Here is a 21589-nt window from a genome sequence, read left to right on the forward strand (position 1 = left end):
CATGTTTAATTCGTCTGATCACAGATACTTTATAAAGCATTTTAATACTTTTTGAATCCGTCAATGCGTAAGTCCTACTTTATTTAAACCATCGCTAACAACTTGATCAAAACCTTGGCTGACCTGATCGATGACTTCTGGAGGTAATACATTTTGCCATTGAGATAATTTTTCATCGAAACCATTTGTTAATGAATTTTCTAAACGACGTTTACTTGATTCAAGAGGCACGCTGGTTTCACTATGAAATGCATAGGCTCGAGCATTTAAATCAATTCTTGGTAAGCCTAAATTTTTAACAGCTTCCATTTCTAATTGCGATGCTTGCTGTAAGGCTTGTTGCGCTTGAGCACTATAAGCATTTTGCACGACATATTGTTCAGCTTCACCATAGCTCAGGGTTTGGGCAAATACAGGCATGGAGAACAGAGCACAACTGATCAAGCTCATACTCAAACTCAACTGCCTTGGAAACCGTTTGACCTTAAAATTCGGTCGATGATGCCGTTTCAACATGATCTGATGTCGCAATTTAATAATATCCTGCGTTAGTCTAAATTATTTTTATAAAATTGAAATATTATGTTTTTAATTAAATAGTTATATCACTTCAATTGGTGTATTGAATTTGTAAAAAATAGAGTTTTTAGTCTAGTGTCCGCACGGCCAAATCCTGTTTTTCTGATGATGGAAATATTCTGCTGAAAATGAGTAAATCCATAAAATGGGGTGCAAAAACATGATTGGAAAATTCCCCATTATTTTCAATTAAATTGAAATATTTACTCGATAAGCTGCTGCAACCTTCGCTAATCTATGATTAAATCCCCATTTCAATTTGTTTCACTTTGACAAGGGAAAACTCATGCGTGCTTATAATTTCTGCGCTGGTCCTGCTGCATTACCTACTGCCGTTTTAGAGAAAGCTCAACAAGAAATGTTGGATTGGCAAGGTAAAGGTTTGTCGATCATGGAAATGAGTCATCGTAGTAGTGACTATGTTGCTGTCGCGGAAAAAGCTGAAGCAGATTTGCGTAAGCTCATGAACATTCCTGAGAACTATAAAGTATTGTTCTTACAAGGTGGGGCATCGCTTCAATTTTCAGCAATTCCTTTAAACTTGCTCGGCAAGAATGCGAAAGCTGATTATATTCATACTGGTATTTGGTCTGAAAAAGCGTTGAAAGAAGCAAAACGTTATGGGGACATCAATGTCATTGAAGCGGGTACGCTCATTGATGGAAAACACGCCATTACTGAGCAAAGTACTTGGAATCTTTCAAACGATGCGGCTTATGTGCACTATGCGGATAATGAAACGATTGGTGGTCTACAATTTGCAGGTGTACCAGACGTTAATGCGCCGTTGGTATGTGACTTTTCTTCAAGCATTTTGTCTGCACCATTAGATGTAAGTAAATTCGGTTTAATTTATGCTGGGGCACAAAAGAATATTGGCCCAGCAGGTTTAACGATCGTTATTGTGCGTGATGATTTATTAGATCAAGCAAAACCTGAAATTCCAAGCATTTTGAAATATTCAGATCAGGCAAAAAATGATTCAATGGTAAATACGCCTGCAACTTATGCTTGGTATTTGTCTGGTTTAGTATTTGAATGGTTACTTGAACAAGGCGGTGTAGACGCAATGCATAAAGTAAACCAAGAAAAAGCAAAATTGCTTTATGGATATATTGATTCTAGTGATTTTTATAATAATCCAATCGCAATTCCAAATCGTTCAATCATGAATGTACCATTTACACTTGCAGATGAAGCACTTGAGAAACTTTTCTTAAAAGAAGCTGAGCAAAGCCATTTGCTTAACTTAGCAGGTCATCGCTCTGTGGGCGGTATGCGTGCAAGTATCTACAATGCTGTGCCATTAGAAGGTGTACAAGCATTGGTTAATTTCATGGACGAGTTTGCAAAACGTCACGGTTAAGCAATTTATCATCCATAAAATAAAAGCCCTCATGAATGAGGGCTTTTTTATTAACAAAATTTAAATCTAAAAATTAAAATAAGCCGATTTGATGAAAAAACAGTGCTGCTAAAAACATACCAAGTAAAAAAAAGCAAAAAGCACCAATATCAAGTTTAAGACCTTGATCACTCGAATGAATCAAACTGGTGGTTGTCTGTTCTGGTATAATTTTCATTAGAACGCCTAGAAATGCTATTTATGTGATTTTTTGTCACTTTAGTGCAGTTTTAGCATAAATATTCGCCTGAATCCATAGGTTGCCGCGAATATATTCGCCAATGTTAAAGTTTTTATACAAATCATTTTTTGTTGCAATTCGAATTAAAATTGCAGGTAAATCATCTTCTAAAACTAAAGTCACATCATACAGCGTATATTCATCTTGCATAAATTGCATGGTTGTTTTGCCAACGATATTGCCTTGGAACCAAGCTTCATCTTCTTGACCTAATGTTTCACCATACAAATATGCCACCATTTTAGAAAAATCAACGGTCACAGGTTCGTGATCTTCAGGTGTTTGTGGTTGCCAGTCGTTAATCAGCTCTTGTAAGTTTTCTGGTGCAACACCATTATGTTCAGCCAAAATAGCATTTAAAGCACGATGATGTTTAATCGATGCAGGGTCATCAACAATGATTTTCTCATTTTCAGCAACTGCTTCTAATTCATATGCCCAAGCATTAAATTGAACTTGATAAGTTTGATTTTGATCATATTGGCAGTGATTAACACTAAATAAATTATCAAATGCATAAATAACCGTATTTTTATTTAAACTCAGGCGCAATACTGCTTGAGTTGCAGAATCACAAGTAATAATACGCTCAATTTGGGCATCATATTTATATGGGCTTTCAAAACTTGGGAATGCTGTTTTTAAAGCGCGTGGTTTTTGATTTTCAACCGCAATAATTTGATTGATTGAAATGGACTGACCCTTTGGCCCTTGAATTAACCAAAATGATTGATCCATATCTTGTTCATCTTCACATAAGCCCATAGGCATCACTGGAGCATCAAGTGCCAATCCTAACCATTTGGGAACATCTGTTTCGGGTGTATCAGTCAATAGGTTCCAGTGCTCAACATGATTGCCGAAATTTTGATCTTGAATTTTAATAGTTTCAGGACTGTTTTGATTTTTCATAAAGCGTGATGCTAAAAAGATTGAACTTATTCTATTAAATCGAGGGTAACATCCATTTTTCAAGTCTGGATATGTAATTCATTAAAAATTAATTCAAATTTCTGTTTTTGATCTCAAATCTAATCAATGAAATGGATAGCAGCAATTATTCTAATGATGCTAACTCTACTTTTACCGTAATCTGCTACACTATATTTTTATTTTTATGAGCTTGTGCCAACGTGCTGCCATTTAAATTATGGGTAGATGCGGATGCTTTACCTAAAATTTTACGTGAAGTGATTTTACGTGCGTCTGATCGTTATCAATTAGAAGTTACCTTTGTCGCTAATCAGAATGTTGGGATTACGCCATCTCTACGGATTAATTCGATTCAGGTGATGAGTGGGGCAGATCAAGCAGACAAAGAAATCATTGAGCGTATGCATGAAAATGATATTGTCATTACACAAGATATTCCACTTGCTGCACAAGTCATTGAAAAAGGCGGCATTGCTATTCATCCTAGAGGTGAAATTTATACGGTTGCAAATGTTAAAGCACGCCTACATTTACGTGATTTTATGGATACTTTGCGTGGTGCAGGTGTGCAAACAGGCGGTCCACCACCTATTTCTGAACGTGATAAACGTGAATTCTCAAGCTCTTTAGATCAAACTATTTTCAAACAAAAACGCAAAACCGCTTCTTGAGCTAAATATGCCTTCACGAATCAACTTAGTACTGACATATGGATTATTAGTATTCATTTGGGCAACCACGCCATTAGCAATAGTTTGGAGTGTTACTGATTTACACCCTATGTGGGCTTTGGTATTACGCTTTTTTATTGCCTTACCTTTGGCGGTTAGCGTGCTATTGCTATTAAAGGTTAAATTCCCGATTCATAAAGTTGCGTTATCAAGTTATGTAGCTGGTTCATTAAGTTTGATCGGTTCGCAAATTTTTACTTATGCAGCAACACCTTATTTAAGTTCTGGGTTGATTGCATTGATGTTTGGCTTAGCTCCGATCATGGCTGGGCTGATTGGAAGTTTTGGTTTTCAACAAAAGTTAGCTGGTTTGCAGTGGTTGGGGATGGGAACCTCAATTATTGGATTAGCGATGATTTGTCTGAGTGGTAGTCAAAAACATGTGCAGCCGATAGGTATTGTTTTAATGCTGATGAGTGTTTTTGCATATTCGCTTTCTATTTTTCTGGTGAAAAAAATCAATGCAGATGTGCAGCCTATGGCGCAGGCGACAGGTTCAATCCTCGTCTCAACCGTGTTGGCAGCTTTGCTTTTGCCGTGGATTTGGCAGTATGCACCAACGCACATTCCTTCGACGAAATCATTGTTAGCATTGACTTATACCGTTGTAATGGCTTCGTTAATTGCGATGTTTTGTTATTTTAAGTTGGTACAAAATTTGAAAGCGACCACCTTATCACTGACGACCGTAATGACCCCAATGTTGGCAATACTCATAGGTGCTTACCTCAATCATGAACAGTTGTCTGTACAGGTTTTTGTTGGGGCGAGCATCATTCTATTAGGTTTGTGTCTTTATTTTTATAAAGATTTTAATACCTATCGCCGTTTGAAAATATGAAAACGACATTTTCATATTTAATTTGGGTTGATTTCAGTTTGTTGTGATTCTTGAATACTTTCCGCTAATTTGGCACGATCTTGTGGATTAAGGGTAATGAAGTAAGCACCAATACGGAATTTACCTTGTTCATCTGCTGAGCTGTAAGCAACTTGAGCAGTTGCTGCGATATGAAAGTAGTTTTCAGGATGACTCAACGTAATATGAATGTAGGTTCCTTCATTAATATCTTGTGAGCTAAAGAAGCTCAAACCGTTCTCGGAAAAGTTAACTTGTTCAGGGACTGGCAGTAGGGATTGCACGATATTGTCGTAAAAAGAACCAGTAATCAGATTCAATTTTTGATTGAAAAGGGATAATATGCGAGCAATTTGTTGATCTTTTTCATTTAATTGTTCTAATTCGTAGCGAAATGCATGATCAAATTGATCTAATTCAGCAAGTAGTAGAAAATAGCGTGGCAATACAAAGTGAGAATCATAAGGATCATTCAGCGCAACGTCGTCCGGAATGACTTGATAGTTGATTCTTAACACAGCATCAATACGAGACATCACTCGACGTTCAGAGTTGTCCTCAACAAGCTGATGTTGTGAATTTTCCATAATAAATCACCTCGGACTAAATGGTATGTTTAAGCCAATTTCGCTGTATATAGGGTTGAGATACACTCGTGCTCGGCGAAGTAATCATTTTATTTCTTTTATTGCCTTGGTTTCCATGATTGGTTTAACCCTTGGCGTTGCTGTCCTTATTACAGTACTGTCTGTTATGAACGGTTTTGACCGTGAATTAAAAAATCGTGTTCTTGGAATGGTTCCGCAAGCCACAGTTTCTTCTACTCAGATACTAACAGATTGGCCTGAGCTTGTAAAAAGAGTTGAACACCATCCGCATGTGACAGGTGTTGCACCATTTACTCAATTGCAAGGGATGTTAACCGCTCAAGGGCAAGTTGCAGGGATTATGGTGACCGGAATTGAGCCTAAATATGAAAAGAAAGTTTCAATTATCCAAAACCATATGGTCTCAGGTGATTTAAATGCTTTGAAGAAAGGCGAGTTCGGTATTGTTCTAGGCAAGGACATGACCGATGCGCTTGGTCTTGGTTTAAATGACAATGTCACCTTAGTTCTGCCTGAAGCAACACCATCACCAGCAGGTGTGGTACCACGTTTTAAACGTTTTAAAGTGGTTGGAATTTTTAGTGTAGGTGCAGAAGTTGATTCGATGGTGGGTTATATCGCCTTAAATGATGCATCAACATTATTGCGTTTGCCTGATGGTGCGCAAGGCGTGCGATTAAAGTTAGATGATATTTTTGCCGCACCATCTGTTGCAGATGATATCGTGAAACAATTACCAAGTAATTTCTACGCATCGAATTGGACGTATACGCACGGCAATCTTTTCAATGCAATTCAGATGGAAAAAACCTTAGTGGGTTTACTTCTTGTTCTGATTATTGTGGTTGCTGCATTTAATATCGTTTCATCTTTAGTAATGGTCGTAACAGATAAAAAATCTGATATTGCGATTCTGCGGACTCTCGGTGCTTCACCGTCCATGATCACTAAAATTTTTATGGTACAAGGCACAGTGATTGGTATCATTGGAACGATTGCAGGAACAGTGTTAGGTGTAACTTTAGCATTGACCATTAGCGATATTATTTCTTGGTTCAATACTGCTCTAGGTTTGAACTTGTTTGATGCCTATTTTGTTCACTATCTGCCTTCATATCTCAGGTGGCAAGATGTTACGGTAATTGTCATTGTTTCATTATTGATGAGCTTTTTGGCGACAATTTATCCTGCATTACGTGCAGCCAAAGTTCAACCTGCTGAGGCATTACGTTATGAGTAAGATCGTCTTAGAAGCCAAAGATATTTATAAACATTTTGATGATGGTAAAAGCAAAGTTGAAGTGATTAAAGGTTTATCACTTCAAGTAAAAGCAGGCGAGTTTGTTTCGATTGTCGGTTCTAGTGGTTCAGGTAAAAGTACGTTATTACATGCGCTTGGTGGCCTAGAGCAACCATCGCAAGGACAAGTCTTTTTGCAAGGTCAGCGTTTTGATAATTTAGGCGAAGCAGAGCGTGGTTATAAACGTAATCAATATCTAGGTTTCGTTTATCAATTTCACCATTTGTTGCCTGAGTTTTCTGCTTTAGAAAATGTAGCCATGCCTTTGATGTTACGTCGTGAAAGTAATTATAAGGATGTTAAAAGACAAGCAGAATACCTACTTGATCGTGTCGGTTTATCGCATCGTTTAGATCATAAACCAGGTGAATTATCGGGCGGTGAGCGTCAACGTGTGGCTTTAGCGCGCGCCTTAGTGACGAAACCTGCAGTTGTCTTAGCAGATGAACCAACTGGTAATTTAGATCGTAAAACAGCATTGAGTATTTTTGAATTGCTGACTGATCTCAAAAAAGAGCTGAATATGGCGATGTTAATCGTGACTCATGATGAGCAATTGGCTCAATCAGCAGATTCGATTTTGCATATGCAAGATGGTTTATGGATTGATCCAAAATAATTTATTTTGTTTAATCTCTTGTTAAAGCCCTGAAAACGGGCTTTAATTTTGCGTTCAGAAAAATCAAAAACTTAATTAAAAAATTACATGCTAAAAATTATTTTATTGGGCTGGATTGCTGGTATTGCAATCATGGGATTTCATCTTGATTTTATCGAGCTGACATGGTGGATTTGGTTGGCTATTGCAATCCTGATCTTTAGCTTTGGCATATACAAGAAAGAATCTTATTTTTATCGGCCTTTTTATAAAGCGCTTATTTTAATCAGTGCAAGCTGGGGATTGTTTACAACAGGATATTATTTTGCAGATTCCGCATTAGAACAACGACTGCAATTAAAAGAGTTTGAATCACAGACATTTGAAGCCATTGTGTATATTAAAAATATAGATGAATTGAGTGATGATGGTCATAAACAAATTGCTGAAGTGCTTAATCGACATAAGCAATCTGTCAACTGGTTACTTTATTTAAAACAAGACAAATATCAGTTAAATCAGAAGCAAAGCTTAGAGTTGGGTCATTATTATCGAGTTCAAGGTCAAATTAAACCAGCGCATAGTTATGCTGTTGTGGGTGCATTTGATCAGGAAAAATGGTTTTTGCAGCAAAATATAATGTCTGCATTTTCAGTGCAGTCTATTCAATCTTTAAGCTTTGATGAAATTTACCGTTTGGGTTATCAAGGGCATTTAAAGCAACAGCAAAGCATTTCTGCTAAATTTTTGTTAAGTGTTGAGATAAAGCGCCTAGCATTTCGGCAGATGTTACAAACTTCTAATCTTCAGCACAAGGGTTTACTTTTAGCCTTGCTAACAGGTGATGAAAGCCTGTTATCCAACACATTGAAACAACAATTTCAACAGCTTGGAATTTCGCATTTGTTAGCGATTTCTGGTCCACATGTGTTGATCTTTGCATTCATGTTGTCTTGGTTGATACAACGTCTCATACAGCATTACTGCCCACATCTATACTTATGGCAGCCTAGACAAATTTTATTATTATTGCCATTTTTACTCAGTGTTCTGGTGTATGTGGCATTTGTTGGTTTTGAGATTCCAGCGATCAGAACTTTATTGACTGCTTTGCTTGCAAGTATTTTTCTCTTCTTTCGTCAATCGATTCGCCCATTTAGCTTATTGATTTATAGTGCCAGTATATTATTACTTTTTGATCCTTTTAGTATTCTATCCGCTGGTTTTTGGCTGTCATATGGGGCCTGTTTTATTCTACTTAGAGTTTATCAGACCATTGCACAATTACCGCAAGATCAGCCGATTACATGGACTCAAAAAATATTTTTAGCTGCTAAAGCTTTGGTTGAATCGCAATCTAAGATCTTTATCGCCTTGTTACCATTAGTCTTGATTTTCTTTCAGCAAGTTTCTTGGATTGCACCTGTAAGTAACTTAATTGCAATTCCTTTAATTGGCGGTGTCGTTGTGCCATTAGATATTCTGGCTGCATGTATTTGGCTCATCATTCCTGCATTAGGGCAGTTTTTATTTCAAATTAATGATTTTGTATTATTTATATTGATGTCAATTTTAGACATCTTGCAAAATATTGCACCGCATTTATATGGGGTAAGTTATACACCCTTAATGATGGTATCTTTAATCCTTGGTATGCTTATTTTATTTATGCCGAGGGGAACGATTCCTAAAGCTTGGGCATTGATTTGTTTTTTACCTATATGTATAGGTGTAAAGACTCAACCTACGGTTTTAAATATTTTAGATGTTGGACAAGGGCAAGCTGTATTTTTACAACATCCCGAACAAATCTTTATGATTGATACAGGGGGCTCTTACAATGAAAATAAATTTAGTTTAGGAGAGCGGGTTGTTATTCCATTTATACGCCAACAAGGTGTACGCCACATCGACCATGTAATCTTATCTCATCTTGATCAAGACCATAGTGGTGCTTTTGCTATTATTCAAAAAAACTTTGAAATATCCCAAGTTCAGTCAAATGAATATGACCAAAAAATGCAGTTCAAAAACAATTTCTCATTTTGTCAGCAAGGTCAGCATTGGTCATATAAAAATCTAAAAGTTGAAATTCTATCCCCTAAATCAGATGAGCTTATTCATGCAAAGGATCAGCAAAATGAGTATTCCTGTGTGGTGTATTTGCAGTTTCTAAATGCCCAACCTTATCAAAACTTTTTAATCATGGGAGATGCAGGTTGGGAGGCTGAATATAAATTAATGCAACAATATCCCGATTTAAAAGTAGATGTTTTGATCTTGGGACATCACGGGAGTAAACATAGTTCTGCTTATGATTTTTTAGCGACTTTAAAACCGAAACTTGCGATTGCTTCGGCAGGGTTTGATAATCGTTATGGTCATCCCAGTCAAGAGTTGAAAAATCGTCTACAGGCGCTACAGATTCCATTATTAACTACGGTTGAAGCAGGAACAATTCGTTTTGTTTTTGAAAATGGTCAGGTTGAGCTCAGACAGCAAAGACAGCAAATTAAATGGTTGGAAAGAAAATAACTTAAATATTGTAATATTTTCATATCACAATATTTATAGGATTAAAGTTGAGTATTTTCTTGCCGACGAACTTCAGCAACTTTTGCTAAAGCTTCGTTGACGTCAATATCATAAATTTTGCGTAAGCTAGGGTTCGCACTGAATCGTTTATAACTCCAGTGATAATGCATTGGAAGACGTTGGATTAAATTTTCCAAAGTCTGATGAATAATAAGCGTACCATCTTCGGCATTGCCTTCATAAATTTGAGGATTGATACGTTCGATATGCATGTCGAATCCACCTTGGTCATTCCTCAAAGCATAAAGGAATAAAGTTCGTGCTTTTGTTTTTTGAATTAACTTTGCGCTTAAACTACTCGATGCCAAGGGAATACCAAAATACTTAATCATTTCACCACCGTGATTAGGGGTGTGATCAGGTAAAATAACAGTTGTACCACCTTGTTTTAATGCTTTAAAAATTTGACGAACTCCACTTTCATCAGTGGGTACTAAATTCGCTTGATTACGGCTACGTGCATCACGAACAAAACGATCAGCATCAGGATTTTTCACTGGCTTATAAAGGATGGTCATTTGAGTATGTTTGGATAGCCATGCATTCATCACTTCCCAAGTACCCAAATGAGGCATAATCAGGACAAGTCCTTTTTTCTCTGCGAGGGCTTCGTGAAAATAATGCTCATTATGAATTTTGTGAATGCGCTGAATATTTTTCTCATTTGAAGCTCCCCAAATGCTCACAAATTCAAAATAAGAGGTTAGTTCATTTTTAATTGCTTGTTTTTTTAATTGATTTATTTCTTGTTGAGATGCTTCAGGAAATGCGATCTGTAAATTCAATTGTATAATTTTTGAGAGTTTAGATAGCTGGAAACTATTGAGCAATCGTGCAACAAAACCTGCGATAAAACGACCTAATTGAAGTGGTTGATGACTCAGAAATTGGATGAGACGGTAATTACTATTTGTTGATTTGGGGTGTGCCATATATCAAACATTAAAAAAATTACAAGAGGAGAGTATAACGTATAAAATAATTATAAGTTAAAACAAGTTATTTAAACAGTTTTCTATAAATCAGCGTATATAATAAATTCACTTTACAATACATTGGATTGGAATCTTATGTCCGATTGGCCACCAAAACCACAAAATGAACCTACAAATAGCAATAATGTGACAGGCAAAGAATGGCAGATTTTAGAAAAAGCTGTTTTGGCTTCTGTCGAAGAACAACGCCGTAGTCGACGTTGGAGCATCTTTTTTAAATGCTTAGGTTTTGCATATTTATTAATCGTATTGATCGCAATGAGCAAAGGCTGCTCAAGTTCTGTAGAAAAATCAAATACGAATGTCAGCTCTGATCATTTAGCTGTGATTGATATTGTTGGAACTATTGATTCTTCTAGTGGTCAATCTACTGTCAATAGTGAAGACACCAATAAAGCATTAAATCGTGCATTTGAAGCCACTGGCAGTAAAGCGATTGCATTGAATATTAATTCTCCTGGTGGCTCACCCGTGCAATCTGATGAGATTTGGCAAGAGATTCGCTACCTTAAAAAACAACATCCAGATAAAAAAGTCTATGCCGTGATTGGTGATATGGGTGCATCGGGTGCTTACTATATTGCTTCTGCTGCAGATGAGATCATTGTAAACCCATCAAGTTTGGTTGGTTCAATCGGTGTGATTATGCCGAACTATGGTTTGAGTGGTTTAGCGCAAAAACTTGGTGTTGAAGACCGTACTTTAACTTCTGGTAATAATAAAGACATTCTAAGTATGACTAAGCCAATTAATCCAGCGCAACAAGCACATGTGCAAGCTGTTTTAGATAATGTTCATACACACTTTATTAATGCAGTCAAAGAAGGTCGTGGAAAACGATTAAAGTCAAATGATCCTGCGGTATTTTCTGGTCTATTCTGGACGGGTGAACAGGCAATTGCATTAGGTGTTGCAGATCGTAGTGGTAGTATTACAACATTGATGCGCGATCTTAAAGTAGATCAGAAATTAGATTATACCGTTCAACGCAATCCTTTAGAGTCGATTTTAGGACGTATGGGTACAAAGATTGGTGAAGGAATTAGTAGTTCACTTTCTGCACAATTACAAACTCAACAAAATGCAAAAATACAATAATCATCAAGACTAGGCTGTGATCATTCACAGCCTTTTTTATTTTTAAACATAACTGGGCAGTTCTCCCTTTTAAATTGCAAAGCATTTGCAGCGCGAGATAATCGACCAATCAATATATAAATTGAAAGAAACACTTATGAAACCTTTGATTCATTTTGCACATGCTAATGGTGTTCCATCTAAAGTTTATCAGAAGCTATTTGAGCTGTTAAAAGATCAATATGACATTATCTATGTTGCAGAGATTGGCACTGATAAACGTTATCCAATTACACATGGGTGGAGGCATTTAGTTGATCAAATCATTGATAGTATCGTGCAACAATCACAAGGTCGAAAAGTAATTGGCTTGGGACACTCGTTAGGTTCTGTATTAACACTAATGGCATCTTATCGTCGTCCTGAGTTGTTTTCTCAAGTGATTATGCTTGACCCACCATTTATTATAGGTAAAGCATCATTTGCTTTTCATCTTGCTAAAGTTTTTCAACCTAAATTGGTCGATAAAATTACCCCAGCAGGTCTATCTGTACGTCGCCGTGATCATTGGGAGTCTCGTGAACAAGCAGCAGAACTTTTAGGCTCTAGAGGATTTTATCAACACTTTGATGCAGATTGCTTCCAAGCTTATATTCAGCATGCTTTGAGCAATGATCCATTGAAGGGTGGAGTGACTTTAACCATTCCGAAAGTGGATGAGGTTGCAATGTTTAGAACCACACCATCAATGTGGTGGTTACCTATGCCAAAACCTAGAGTACCTGTTCATTTGGTTGTTGGTCGTGATAGTGTGTTCTTAAAAGAAAAACTTCCTCAAGTTGCTAAACGGAAATTGGGTATTCCTTTTTCAATTGTTAATGGTGGACATATGTTCCCATTAGAGCATCCGACTGAAACTGTGGAAAAAATCAGAAGTTTGATTGATAAATAAGCTAAAAAAATACGAAATTCAACCAAGTATGAGGTGATCAAAACTTGGTTGAATTAATGGACAATAAGAAATGCGCTTTATTCAAATAATTTATAAAGAAGAACGATGGAAAACTTATGGTGTAGCTGTATACGTTAGGTATTCTATTTTTCTATGGGATAGAATATTTTTATTATCAAAATAACCAACAATTGTTATGGTTAAGTTTGAACACCTCTGTTGGGCGCTTGGTTCAACACCCTTACATTTACTTATTCTTAATTGTAGATGTTCTTCCAATCTTAGCCTTATTTTTGCATTCGCAACAACAATTTGAAAAATATTTTAAGTGGTGTGTTTATTTTTTTTATTATTCCGATTGATTTGTATTACTTTTGGGAAATTGGTCTTCCTCTAAACATATTATGCTTCAATTTATCTTCATTATCCTTATATAGAAAAACAGTGAAAATTTAAAAATTGAATTATAAAAAACACATCCGAAGATGTGTTTTATTTTTAGAATTGAGCAAATTGAATTGGTCGTTCTAAAGGTTTTTTATTGAAATATGCTTGACCATTTGTCCAAGTGAGTTGACCATTACATAACCATTCTGCAACCTGAGGGTAGATGAAGTGTTCAAGCTCATGCACACGTTGTGCTAGGCTTTCTACATTATCATGCAAACTCACTTGAATGGCGGATTGCGCTATACTTTGTCCTGCATCTAGTTCAGCAGTGACAAAATGAACGGTACAACCATGCAAGCGATCTCCAGTATTTAATACACGTTGATGGGTATTAATTCCTTTATAAAAAGGCAGCAGAGAAGGGTGGATATTTAACATTTTACCTTGCCATTGACTGACAAAGTTTGGCGTTAAAATACGCATAAAACCTGCAAGGATAACTAAGTCAATTTCCCAAGCAAGCAATTGCTGATGCATAGCATCGTCAAAGCTTTCTCGATTTGGATAATCTTTATGTGAAATAACAGCGGTTGCAATATTGGCTTTCTCAGCACGCTGCAATGCATAGGCATCAGCTTTATTTGAGAGTACACCAATGATTTGCCCCGATAGATTTGCATCTATCAGGGCTTGTAAGTTGCTACCGTTGCCTGAGACAAGGACAGCAATTCTCATTATGCAAAGATCACGCGAATTTTTTCGTCTGCACCTTCAACTGATTCAGCATTTTCTTGGATATAACCAATTTTCCATGCTTTTTCGCCTTGAGCATTTAATACATCAATTGCTTTATCAGCTTCGCTTGCATCAACAGCGATTACCATGCCAACGCCACAGTTAAATGTACGATACATTTCAAAGCGTTCTACATTACCTTCACGTTGTAACAACTGGAATAATTCAGACCATTCCCAGCTTGACTCGTCAATTACAGCTTGAGCGCCATTCGGAAGAACACGCGGTAAGTTACCCGGTAAACCACCGCCAGTAATGTGTGCCATGGCATGCACGTCAACTTGTTTGCAAAGTTCTAAAACAGGTTTTACATAAATGCGAGTCGGTTCCATTGCAACATCTGCAAGTGGGCGACCATCAACGATTTGAGTTAAATCAACGTTCTTAACATCTAAAATTTTGCGTAGTAATGAGTAACCATTAGAGTGCGCACCACTTGATGCAACACCGATCAGTACATCACCAGATTTTACTTTAGTGCCATCAATAATTTTACTATGCTCAACTACACCAACAGCGAAACCAGCAAGATCGTAATCTTCGCCTTCATACATACCTGGCATTTCAGCAGTTTCACCACCAACAAGTGCACAGCCAGCAAGTTCACAACCTTTACCAATACCCGTTACTACATTTGCTGCAACATCAACATTCAAATGACCTGTTGCATAGTAGTCTAGGAAAAATAATGGTTCAGCACCACAAACAAGTAAATCGTTTACACACATTGCAACAAGATCTTGACCAATCGTGTCGTGACGATTTAGATTTAACGCTAAACGTAATTTTGTGCCTACGCCGTCTGTGCCAGAAACCAATACAGGTTCTTCATAGCCTTTTGGAATTTTGCATAGTGCGCCAAAACCACCTAAACCGCCCATGACTTCAGGACGAGTGGTACGCTTAGCGACAGATTTGATACGATCGACCAGTGCGTCGCCCGCTTCAATGTCGACGCCCGCATCTTTATAGCTTAAACCAGTATTTGGGGTAGAAGTTGAGTTGCTCATAGTGAAGTCTCCGCATTGGCGGCAGATTATAACCTGAATATACGAAACTCTTATGTTATTTATGCTCGAAAATGCTATCTTTAATTAAATTTTTTTCCCATTTATAACGATTACACGAAAAAAGGCTAGATTTTATGCAAGATCAGGTACTACGTCGTATCTTTATCCTCGCAGGACTCGCATTACTACTTTGGGTGTTGTATCTATTAAAACCAGTTGTATTACCATTTGTTGGCGCTTTTTTTATTGCCTATCTCTTTAGTCCCCTTGTAGATGTCCTTGTAAAAATTAAATTACCTCGTTGGTTGGCGATCAGTCTCGTCTTTGTTGGGATTGGCATAACCTTAACAGTTGTTTTATGGTTCCTTGTCCCATTGGTTTGGAAGCAATTAATCTATGCGCGAGATAGTATTCCAGCAGGTATACATTGGGTAAATGCGACATTTCTACCTTGGGTATCCCATACTTTTAATGTTGTTCCAATGGAGTTGGATACAGAACAGATTTCTAAAGCAATTATGGAATACATTCAAACGAATTACAGTGCAGATAGTATTCAAGCCATGGCTTTACGTTTAGCACAATCTGGTTTGAATTTTATTCAATTAGGTGGCGTATTTATTTTGATTCCTATCATTTCATTCTATTTCTTACTTGATTGGGAAAGAATGTTGCAAAGTATGCGTCGTTTAATACCTCGTCCATATGAAGAATCAACTTTAGTCATTGTTCGTGAATGTCATAGTGTGCTTGGAGCGTTTGTTAAAGGTCAGTTCCTCGTAATGCTGCTATTAGGAATAGTGTATGCCGTTGGCCTGCAAATCATTGGTTTAGAAGTGGGTTTAATTATTGGAATGATTGCTGGTTTGGCCAGTATTATCCCTTATCTAGGCTTTGGGGTTGGTATTATCGCAGCCGTGATTGCTTCATTATTCCAGTTTGGTCTTGATTGGATGCAGTTACTTTTAGTGGGTATTGTATTTATGATTGGGCAAATGGTGGAAGGATATATTTTGCAGCCTTTCTTACTTGGTGACAAAATTGGTCTATCTCCTGTTGCTGTTGTATTTGCGGTACTAGCTGGTGCTCAACTGGGTGGTTTTTTAGGGATGCTGATTGCTTTGCCTGTAGCGGCTGTTATCGTCGTGTTACTTAAACACGCAAGAGATAATTACGAAAAAAGTCGATTTTACGGATCTCCAATTGAGGTCAGTATTCAACATGGTGAAATTCAACGTATAAATGTGGATGCTGGTGATGTAGAATTTGATATTGAGATTAAAAACTCTCAAGATAGTGAAACTTCACATTCAAATGATCTAAAGTAATTGAGGAACAAATTAACGATATGCGTCAACTACAACTCGATATAGAACCACAGCTCGATGCGCGAATTAGCGATTTTTCGGGGCCAGGGTGGGGTCATGTAGTTGATGCGATACGACAGTTACATACTGGACTGGTAAATCGCTTTTATGTTTATGGCGGTGCTGGTACTGGTAAAAGCCATTTACTCTCTGCAATTTGTGATTCATATTTAGAATTGGGTCGTCGTGCAATAAAAGTCTCATTATTAGAATTATTAGATGCACCAATTGAAGCGATTACTTCATTAGAGTTTTATGATTTAGTGGCATTAGATGATATTGATGCAATTAGTGGTGTACCTCATTGGCAAAAAGCTGTTTTTCATTTAATGAATAATCATGATGGACAACTGGTCTTTTCATCTCGTGTAGCACCGATAGAATTAAAATTAGAATTACCTGACTTACAGTCGAGACTGACTCAAGCGGTCAGTGTCAAAGTGCCAAATGGAAGCTCATATACAGATCGACAGGCTTTATTACACTCTGTTATGACGAGGCGAGGAATTCATTTTGACCAACAAATTATTGATTATTTGTTGAGTAATGGGCCACATCAAGCTTCCATTCTATTACAGACACTTGCCCAACTTGAAAAGATGTTGAAAGGTGAGAAAACAAAGCTCTCAAATACAACGATTAAGCAAATTTTTGCTCTGATTGATGAATATCACTAATCGCATAAAATTTCTTGAGTAATTTTGACAGCTATGACAAAGTACGCACAAAGGAATGTGGTTGCAAATTTGTAGTTTGCAATACTAAGAAAAATGAAAATAGAAGGAGAACGGTATGCTCAAACGGACGCTTGCCTGCGCTTTATTTGCGATTACTGGACATGTATATTCTGCGGATATTCAAGTTACAACATTAGTTGATGAAGACAAAGATGATACCGTTTGTTCATTACGTGAAGCTGTAACATTCTTAAATAATCGTACCCAAAAAGAATTTGAAAATGGTTATCATGGTTGCGGTAATAAAGATGCTTCATCGATTATTATCCTAGATCGTGATAAAGAGTATACTTTGAGTAAAGCACTTGAAGTTAAAGCTGCAATGACAATTAAAACTGCTGCTAGTACAAGCTTTAATGACACAAAGAAAGGTTTAAATAACGCTACTATTAAAATGATAGGCGCAGAAAGCCTATTTATTGTTGATGATAATGATGTTGAAAAAGACCCATTAATTGTTAACTTTAATGAATTAAATTTAAAAGGATCATCCCAAAAAGTAGTTGAAGGTGGTTTGATTTCAAATCGAGAAATATTAACAATTCAATACTCTAGATTGATGGATGGTAATGCAAGTTTAGGCGGTGCTATTTATAATAAAGGTTTACTATCTGACAAGAAAACTGCAGGTGTTGTTAGTGTAAGTAATACTATTTTTGAAGGTAATAAAGCTGATCAGGGGGCGGTCATTTATAGTGAAGTTCCTCGTTATATTATTACTCAATCAGTGATAAAGAATAATGAAGTAAAAGCAAATGGAAGTATTTTATATGTACAAAATGCTTATAGTGATACTGCGATTTCGAACGCCTTAACCTTAACAGCATTTGGAATCAGAAATTCCACCATTTTTAATAATAAGGGAGGCTATGTAGCAAATATTCGAGGGGGAATGGTGATCAATAATATTACGATGATTTATAATGATGCTGGACTATATTTGCAAGCTCCGAAATGGATTTCAACCCCTGCTACTGACACAAAACCCGCTGAATTAGAGAATGGTGCGTTTATTTCAAATAGTATCATAGCTAAAAATAATAAAAACTGTGTTGCAGATAGTAATGATTCTTCGGTTATTCAAAGTAATTTGACAGAGGTGGATTGCAATCGTAATGCACCCGCTGGACTGCCAAATTTTCTATTAAACACTGATTTGATCGCAGGTGGAAAAGTGGAGGGGGATTGTGATTTACCTCAGGACAAAGGATTATTATGTCCTTATACGACTCCCAAAGATCAAATGTTAGGTTTTTTTCAACCAAGATTATTAACTTCTTATAATTCATTGTCTGACTCTCTAATCATTAATAAGGGGAGGATTTTTAGCGATGGAACAAACAAGGGGGCTATTAGTTGTGAAACTTCTGATCAACGAGGTAAAGTGCGCAGTGTTTATAGTGAACTATGTGATCTAGGTGCGATTGAGTTGGTAGTAAATCGTAATGATGTAGAAATTGCTGGGCAAGATATTCTATATGGTCAAATCGCAAAGTTTAGTATTGCGAATAGTTTATTGGATGGTGAATTAGTTGATCCTGAGGCGTGTAAAATAATATTTAAGAGTGATACAGATGCTAACGGATTACCATGGCAATCAGGTTGTCTTAATATTGAACAGACTGAAACAAAGTCAAAAGGTAAATTAACAATAGATTCAAAAGGGAATATTGTCTATGTGCCAAATGGTAATTGGCATGGTGCAGATAAATTTAATATCCGTGTAATCACTACAATCACTAGGCTTAATGACCCTTCAAATTACTATATTGATATTCCTACGACAATTGTCCAAGATCCGCCAAATAATTTTCAAAATAAAACTGTAAATGTTGGCAGCATGGATTTTGGATGGATTTTAATGGTGTTTGGTTTAATTGGATTGAGACGTTTTAAATCATAATCAAGGATGATAAATGAGATGAAAAATTATAAGAAAACCTTATTAACGTTAATGGTTGTTTCAGCTATGCCATTGTTAGCTGCAACAAATAGTGCAACAGCACCAATTAAAGTGACTACCTTTAATGATGAAAATAAAGAAGATTCTCTTTGTTCAATCAGAGAAGCTTTAGAGGTTGCAAAAACGCGTGTATCTGCACATGGTTGTGTTGTTGCGGATATTTATTCTAATACTCAAGATATCCAATTAGAAGCGGGTGAATATACATTAAAAAGTGAATTAACACCTGACTCAGAAGTGAGAATATGGGGAGCAGCTCCAGCTAATTGGAATGAAAAAAATGTTCTAATTAATGATGTTGCGAATCAATATCCTGCACAAGTTGAAATTAAGACGACTATCAAAGCAGAGAATTCTCGAATTTTTAATACAACTGCTGGTAAGAACCCTTTAACTTTAACGAATTTAATACTTGCGAATGGTGTTGCGCCTAATCAGGGAAATGGTGGTGCAATTTATGCTGGTGCAAATATTACCTTGCAAAGTATTAAGGTATTAAACTCTAAAGCAACTACTGGTGCAGGTGGGGCAATTTATCTAGCTGGACTAGCTGCTTCGGCTACAATTTCTAAAAGTTTATTTGAAGGTAATGACGCTACAATTGGTAGTGTAATTGCAATGGCTTGTAAGAATGATAATCTATATTCGCAAAGAAATATAAGTTTTACAGCAAGTAGTCTGATAAAAAATGGATCGGATACTTCATTAAGTATGATGGAGTTCTGTGGCTTGCCTGCAGTGATGTTGGAGGCAAATACAATTGCTCAGAATACCGCTAACTCTGTCAAAGGAAATTTAATAAAATTTAGTGGTGATACAAAAGCTGGATCTGAAGATCAAAACAATTCAACAATATTAAGTAGTGGTAGTGCATTAGCACTAACAAGTAACACTATTGTAGAAAATAAAGCATATACAACTTTTCTATATGATAAGATTGGTGTAAAGACTTTGCTTTTTAATATAATTGCTTATAATTCAGGAGCATATTCTTGTCGTTATTTGTTGGGTGATGCTTCAAAAGAAGAGAATGTGGGAATTGGTGCTGTCTATAATGCATTTTCATTATTAAATAATGGCAAATGTGATTTACCCGCAGAGCTAAATACAGCTAATACAACAAACATTGATTTAACCAATGTTCCTATGGATACTGTATTAAGTTCAATGGCCCCAGCATCTCAATATACTGCTTTTTTACCAATGTATTATCCAAAAAGAATAACACAAGCAGGAGCTGATAAGCAGGATTTAGTGAATGTAAGTGGTGAAGGTACAACTGGTTGTAGTGAATATGATCAAAGAGGAGTAGCTCGTCTTGCTGATAGAGTATTATTTTATCAACCGGAAGCAAAAAATACATGTGATATTGGTTCTGTAGAGTTGATGCGGCTAACAGCTGGTGATATTAATAGCATTACTAATGGATCATTAAGTCAATTAATCAGTGATTATAAGACTCAAAATGATTATTTTGATAATCTAGTTAAGAATCCGAATGATCAGGAATATCTTACTTACTATAAATATCGCTTAGAGCAATATAAAAAATTAGTTGAATATTACGATAAAAAAGAAAATTTGAAATATCGAGCTATTTATATCGATTTACAATCATTTAAACTTCCATTACCACATGAGGTTGCTTTATCTGATGAAAGTCACCGATTAGATTTTTTTAGTCCGGAATTGTATGATATTAAAGTTGATACGGTTGGGGTTGGTTCAGTTGTTAATGGTCAACTAAATTCTCGTGAAGATAGAAATTTAGTATGTACTTGGGTCCCTGAGATTCAACAAATTGTTGTGTATAGAAAAGATGATACGATTACACAAGATGGTGAACAAGCTTTGTGTAGTTATACCATCACATATAAAAATGATCATACAATACAAACAAAAGGTTTAATTAAGGCCTCATTTACAAATCAAGCACCTGAAGCTAAAGATACATCTGTGACATTAAAGTATCAGCAAAAAGAAATCGCAAAATTGAATCTTTTAGAACTAGCTAACGATGCAGGTGATACAGGCCCAGGTGGTAAAGGTCCTGAAACAAAACCTAATAAGTCAGACTTTTGGATAAATGAAGATGGGTTAGAATTACCGATAAGATTATCGAACGTCCCAACAAAAAATCTAATAGTTACTGCTGATCGTAAAGGTAAATGTCCTCCGCCTGATCAAAAAGAAACGTGTTATGGTGGAAATATTTATATTCAAGAAGTAAATACTTTTAATCCATTTAATTATTCGTTTAATTATCAAGTTTATGATAATGATGAAACACCAAAACTTTCAAATTTAGCAACTGTAAACGTAATTAGTACAGCAACTACCTCGGATGATACTCGACCTGCGAAAAGCGGCGGAGGAAGTATGGGTATCTTCTCTGCATTAGGTTTGTTGGGTTTACTAGCATATCGTCGTTATAAAAAGTAAGAGTGAATAAAA

The 21589-nt window shown here is 36.4% G+C and carries 18 protein-coding genes and 1 pseudogene; 12 read left to right on the forward strand and 7 right to left on the reverse strand.

The annotated features are described in order from the left end of the window. Positions 1-75: 75 nt before the first annotated feature. Positions 76-516 (reverse strand): annotated as a pseudogene (locus CDG59_RS08400) (TolC family protein); the annotation flags it as partial. A 349-nt stretch (positions 517-865) separates the two neighbouring features. On the opposite strand from CDG59_RS08400, the gene serC reads away from it, so the two are divergent. Next, entirely contained in the window at positions 866-1945 is a 1080-nt protein-coding gene (serC, locus tag CDG59_RS08405; protein ID WP_005161323.1) for a 3-phosphoserine/phosphohydroxythreonine transaminase, read from the forward strand. Positions 1946-2018: 73 nt separating this feature from the next. Here serC and CDG59_RS15305 read toward each other — a convergent pair whose 3' ends face one another. Both CDG59_RS15305 and CDG59_RS08410 read right to left on the reverse strand, forming a co-directional pair. Continuing rightward, the gene (locus CDG59_RS15305; RefSeq protein WP_171287519.1) at positions 2019-2162 is read right to left on the reverse strand and encodes a hypothetical protein; all 144 of its coding nucleotides are present in this window, start codon (positions 2160-2162) and stop codon (positions 2019-2021) included. Between the two features lie 36 nt (positions 2163-2198). Next, on the reverse strand, positions 2199-3137 hold the full coding sequence (locus CDG59_RS08410; RefSeq protein WP_087544796.1) for a hypothetical protein: 939 nt from the start codon (positions 3135-3137) through the stop codon (positions 2199-2201). Positions 3138-3358: 221 nt separating this feature from the next. Here CDG59_RS08410 and CDG59_RS08415 point away from each other — a divergent pair, with 221 nt between their 5' ends. Next, positions 3359-3829, forward strand: a complete 471-nt coding sequence (locus CDG59_RS08415) for a YaiI/YqxD family protein (RefSeq protein ID WP_004661117.1) — start codon at positions 3359-3361, stop codon at positions 3827-3829. A gap of 7 nt (positions 3830-3836) precedes the next feature. Then, a complete protein-coding gene (locus CDG59_RS08420; RefSeq protein ID WP_087544798.1) occupies positions 3837-4730 on the forward strand; it encodes a DMT family transporter in 894 nt (297 codons plus the stop codon). A gap of 17 nt (positions 4731-4747) precedes the next feature. Here CDG59_RS08420 and CDG59_RS08425 read toward each other — a convergent pair whose 3' ends face one another. Then, positions 4748-5335, reverse strand: coding sequence for a PilZ domain-containing protein (locus CDG59_RS08425; RefSeq protein ID WP_005161296.1), 588 nt, complete (start codon positions 5333-5335; stop codon positions 4748-4750). 25 nt (positions 5336-5360) lie between these two features. Here CDG59_RS08425 and CDG59_RS08430 point away from each other — a divergent pair, with 25 nt between their 5' ends. From CDG59_RS08430 to CDG59_RS08440, 3 genes are all read left to right on the forward strand, one after another. After that, positions 5361-6596, forward strand: a complete 1236-nt coding sequence (locus CDG59_RS08430; protein ID WP_087544800.1) for a lipoprotein-releasing ABC transporter permease subunit — start codon at positions 5361-5363, stop codon at positions 6594-6596. Beyond that, positions 6589-7275 carry a lipoprotein-releasing ABC transporter ATP-binding protein LolD gene (gene lolD, locus CDG59_RS08435; protein ID WP_050041672.1) on the forward strand — a complete coding sequence of 229 codons (687 nt, stop codon included), beginning with the start codon at positions 6589-6591 and terminating at the stop codon, positions 7273-7275. Before CDG59_RS08430 ends, lolD begins: the two co-directional genes overlap by 8 nt. A gap of 87 nt (positions 7276-7362) precedes the next feature. After that, the gene (locus tag CDG59_RS08440; RefSeq protein ID WP_087544801.1) at positions 7363-9789 is read left to right on the forward strand and encodes a DNA internalization-related competence protein ComEC/Rec2; all 2427 of its coding nucleotides are present in this window, start codon (positions 7363-7365) and stop codon (positions 9787-9789) included. Between the two features lie 41 nt (positions 9790-9830). Here CDG59_RS08440 and CDG59_RS08445 read toward each other — a convergent pair whose 3' ends face one another. Then, on the reverse strand, positions 9831-10781 hold the full coding sequence (locus CDG59_RS08445; protein WP_087544803.1) for a lysophospholipid acyltransferase family protein: 951 nt from the start codon (positions 10779-10781) through the stop codon (positions 9831-9833). 138 nt (positions 10782-10919) lie between these two features. Between CDG59_RS08445 and sppA the strand changes: the two genes are divergently transcribed. Further along, positions 10920-11942, forward strand: a complete 1023-nt coding sequence (gene sppA, locus CDG59_RS08450) for a signal peptide peptidase SppA (protein WP_087544804.1) — start codon at positions 10920-10922, stop codon at positions 11940-11942. 136 nt (positions 11943-12078) lie between these two features. Beyond that, complete coding sequence (locus CDG59_RS08455; RefSeq protein ID WP_087544806.1) at positions 12079-12873, forward strand: alpha/beta fold hydrolase; 795 nt, start codon at positions 12079-12081, stop codon at positions 12871-12873. 498 nt (positions 12874-13371) lie between these two features. Here the strand turns inward: CDG59_RS08455 and purN are convergent, their stop codons facing one another. Together purN and purM are read right to left on the reverse strand one after the other, a co-directional pair. After that, positions 13372-14001 carry a phosphoribosylglycinamide formyltransferase gene (gene purN, locus CDG59_RS08460; RefSeq protein WP_171063585.1) on the reverse strand — a complete coding sequence of 210 codons (630 nt, stop codon included), beginning with the start codon at positions 13999-14001 and terminating at the stop codon, positions 13372-13374. Beyond that, positions 13998-15068: a phosphoribosylformylglycinamidine cyclo-ligase gene (gene purM / locus CDG59_RS08465; RefSeq protein WP_050041677.1), complete on the reverse strand. Its 1071-nt coding sequence runs from the start codon at positions 15066-15068 to the stop codon at positions 13998-14000. Before purM ends, purN begins: the two co-directional genes overlap by 4 nt. A gap of 134 nt (positions 15069-15202) precedes the next feature. Between purM and cxpE the strand changes: the two genes are divergently transcribed. The 4 genes from cxpE (at position 15203) to CDG59_RS08485 (ending at position 21577) form a co-directional block, all read left to right on the forward strand. Beyond that, a complete protein-coding gene (gene cxpE, locus CDG59_RS08470) occupies positions 15203-16396 on the forward strand; it encodes a chloramphenicol efflux transporter CxpE (protein WP_087544808.1) in 1194 nt (397 codons plus the stop codon). A 20-nt stretch (positions 16397-16416) separates the two neighbouring features. Continuing rightward, entirely contained in the window at positions 16417-17112 is a 696-nt protein-coding gene (gene hda, locus CDG59_RS08475; RefSeq protein WP_087536399.1) for a DnaA regulatory inactivator Hda, read from the forward strand. A gap of 115 nt (positions 17113-17227) precedes the next feature. After that, entirely contained in the window at positions 17228-19075 is a 1848-nt protein-coding gene (gene rbtA, locus CDG59_RS08480) for a rhombotarget A (protein ID WP_087536400.1), read from the forward strand. Positions 19076-19093: 18 nt separating this feature from the next. Further along, on the forward strand, positions 19094-21577 hold the full coding sequence (locus CDG59_RS08485; RefSeq protein WP_087536401.1) for a hypothetical protein: 2484 nt from the start codon (positions 19094-19096) through the stop codon (positions 21575-21577). The last annotated feature ends 12 nt before the right edge of the window (positions 21578-21589 follow it).

This window comes from Acinetobacter sp. WCHA29, assembly GCF_002165335.1.
Classification (GTDB): domain Bacteria; phylum Pseudomonadota; class Gammaproteobacteria; order Pseudomonadales; family Moraxellaceae; genus Acinetobacter.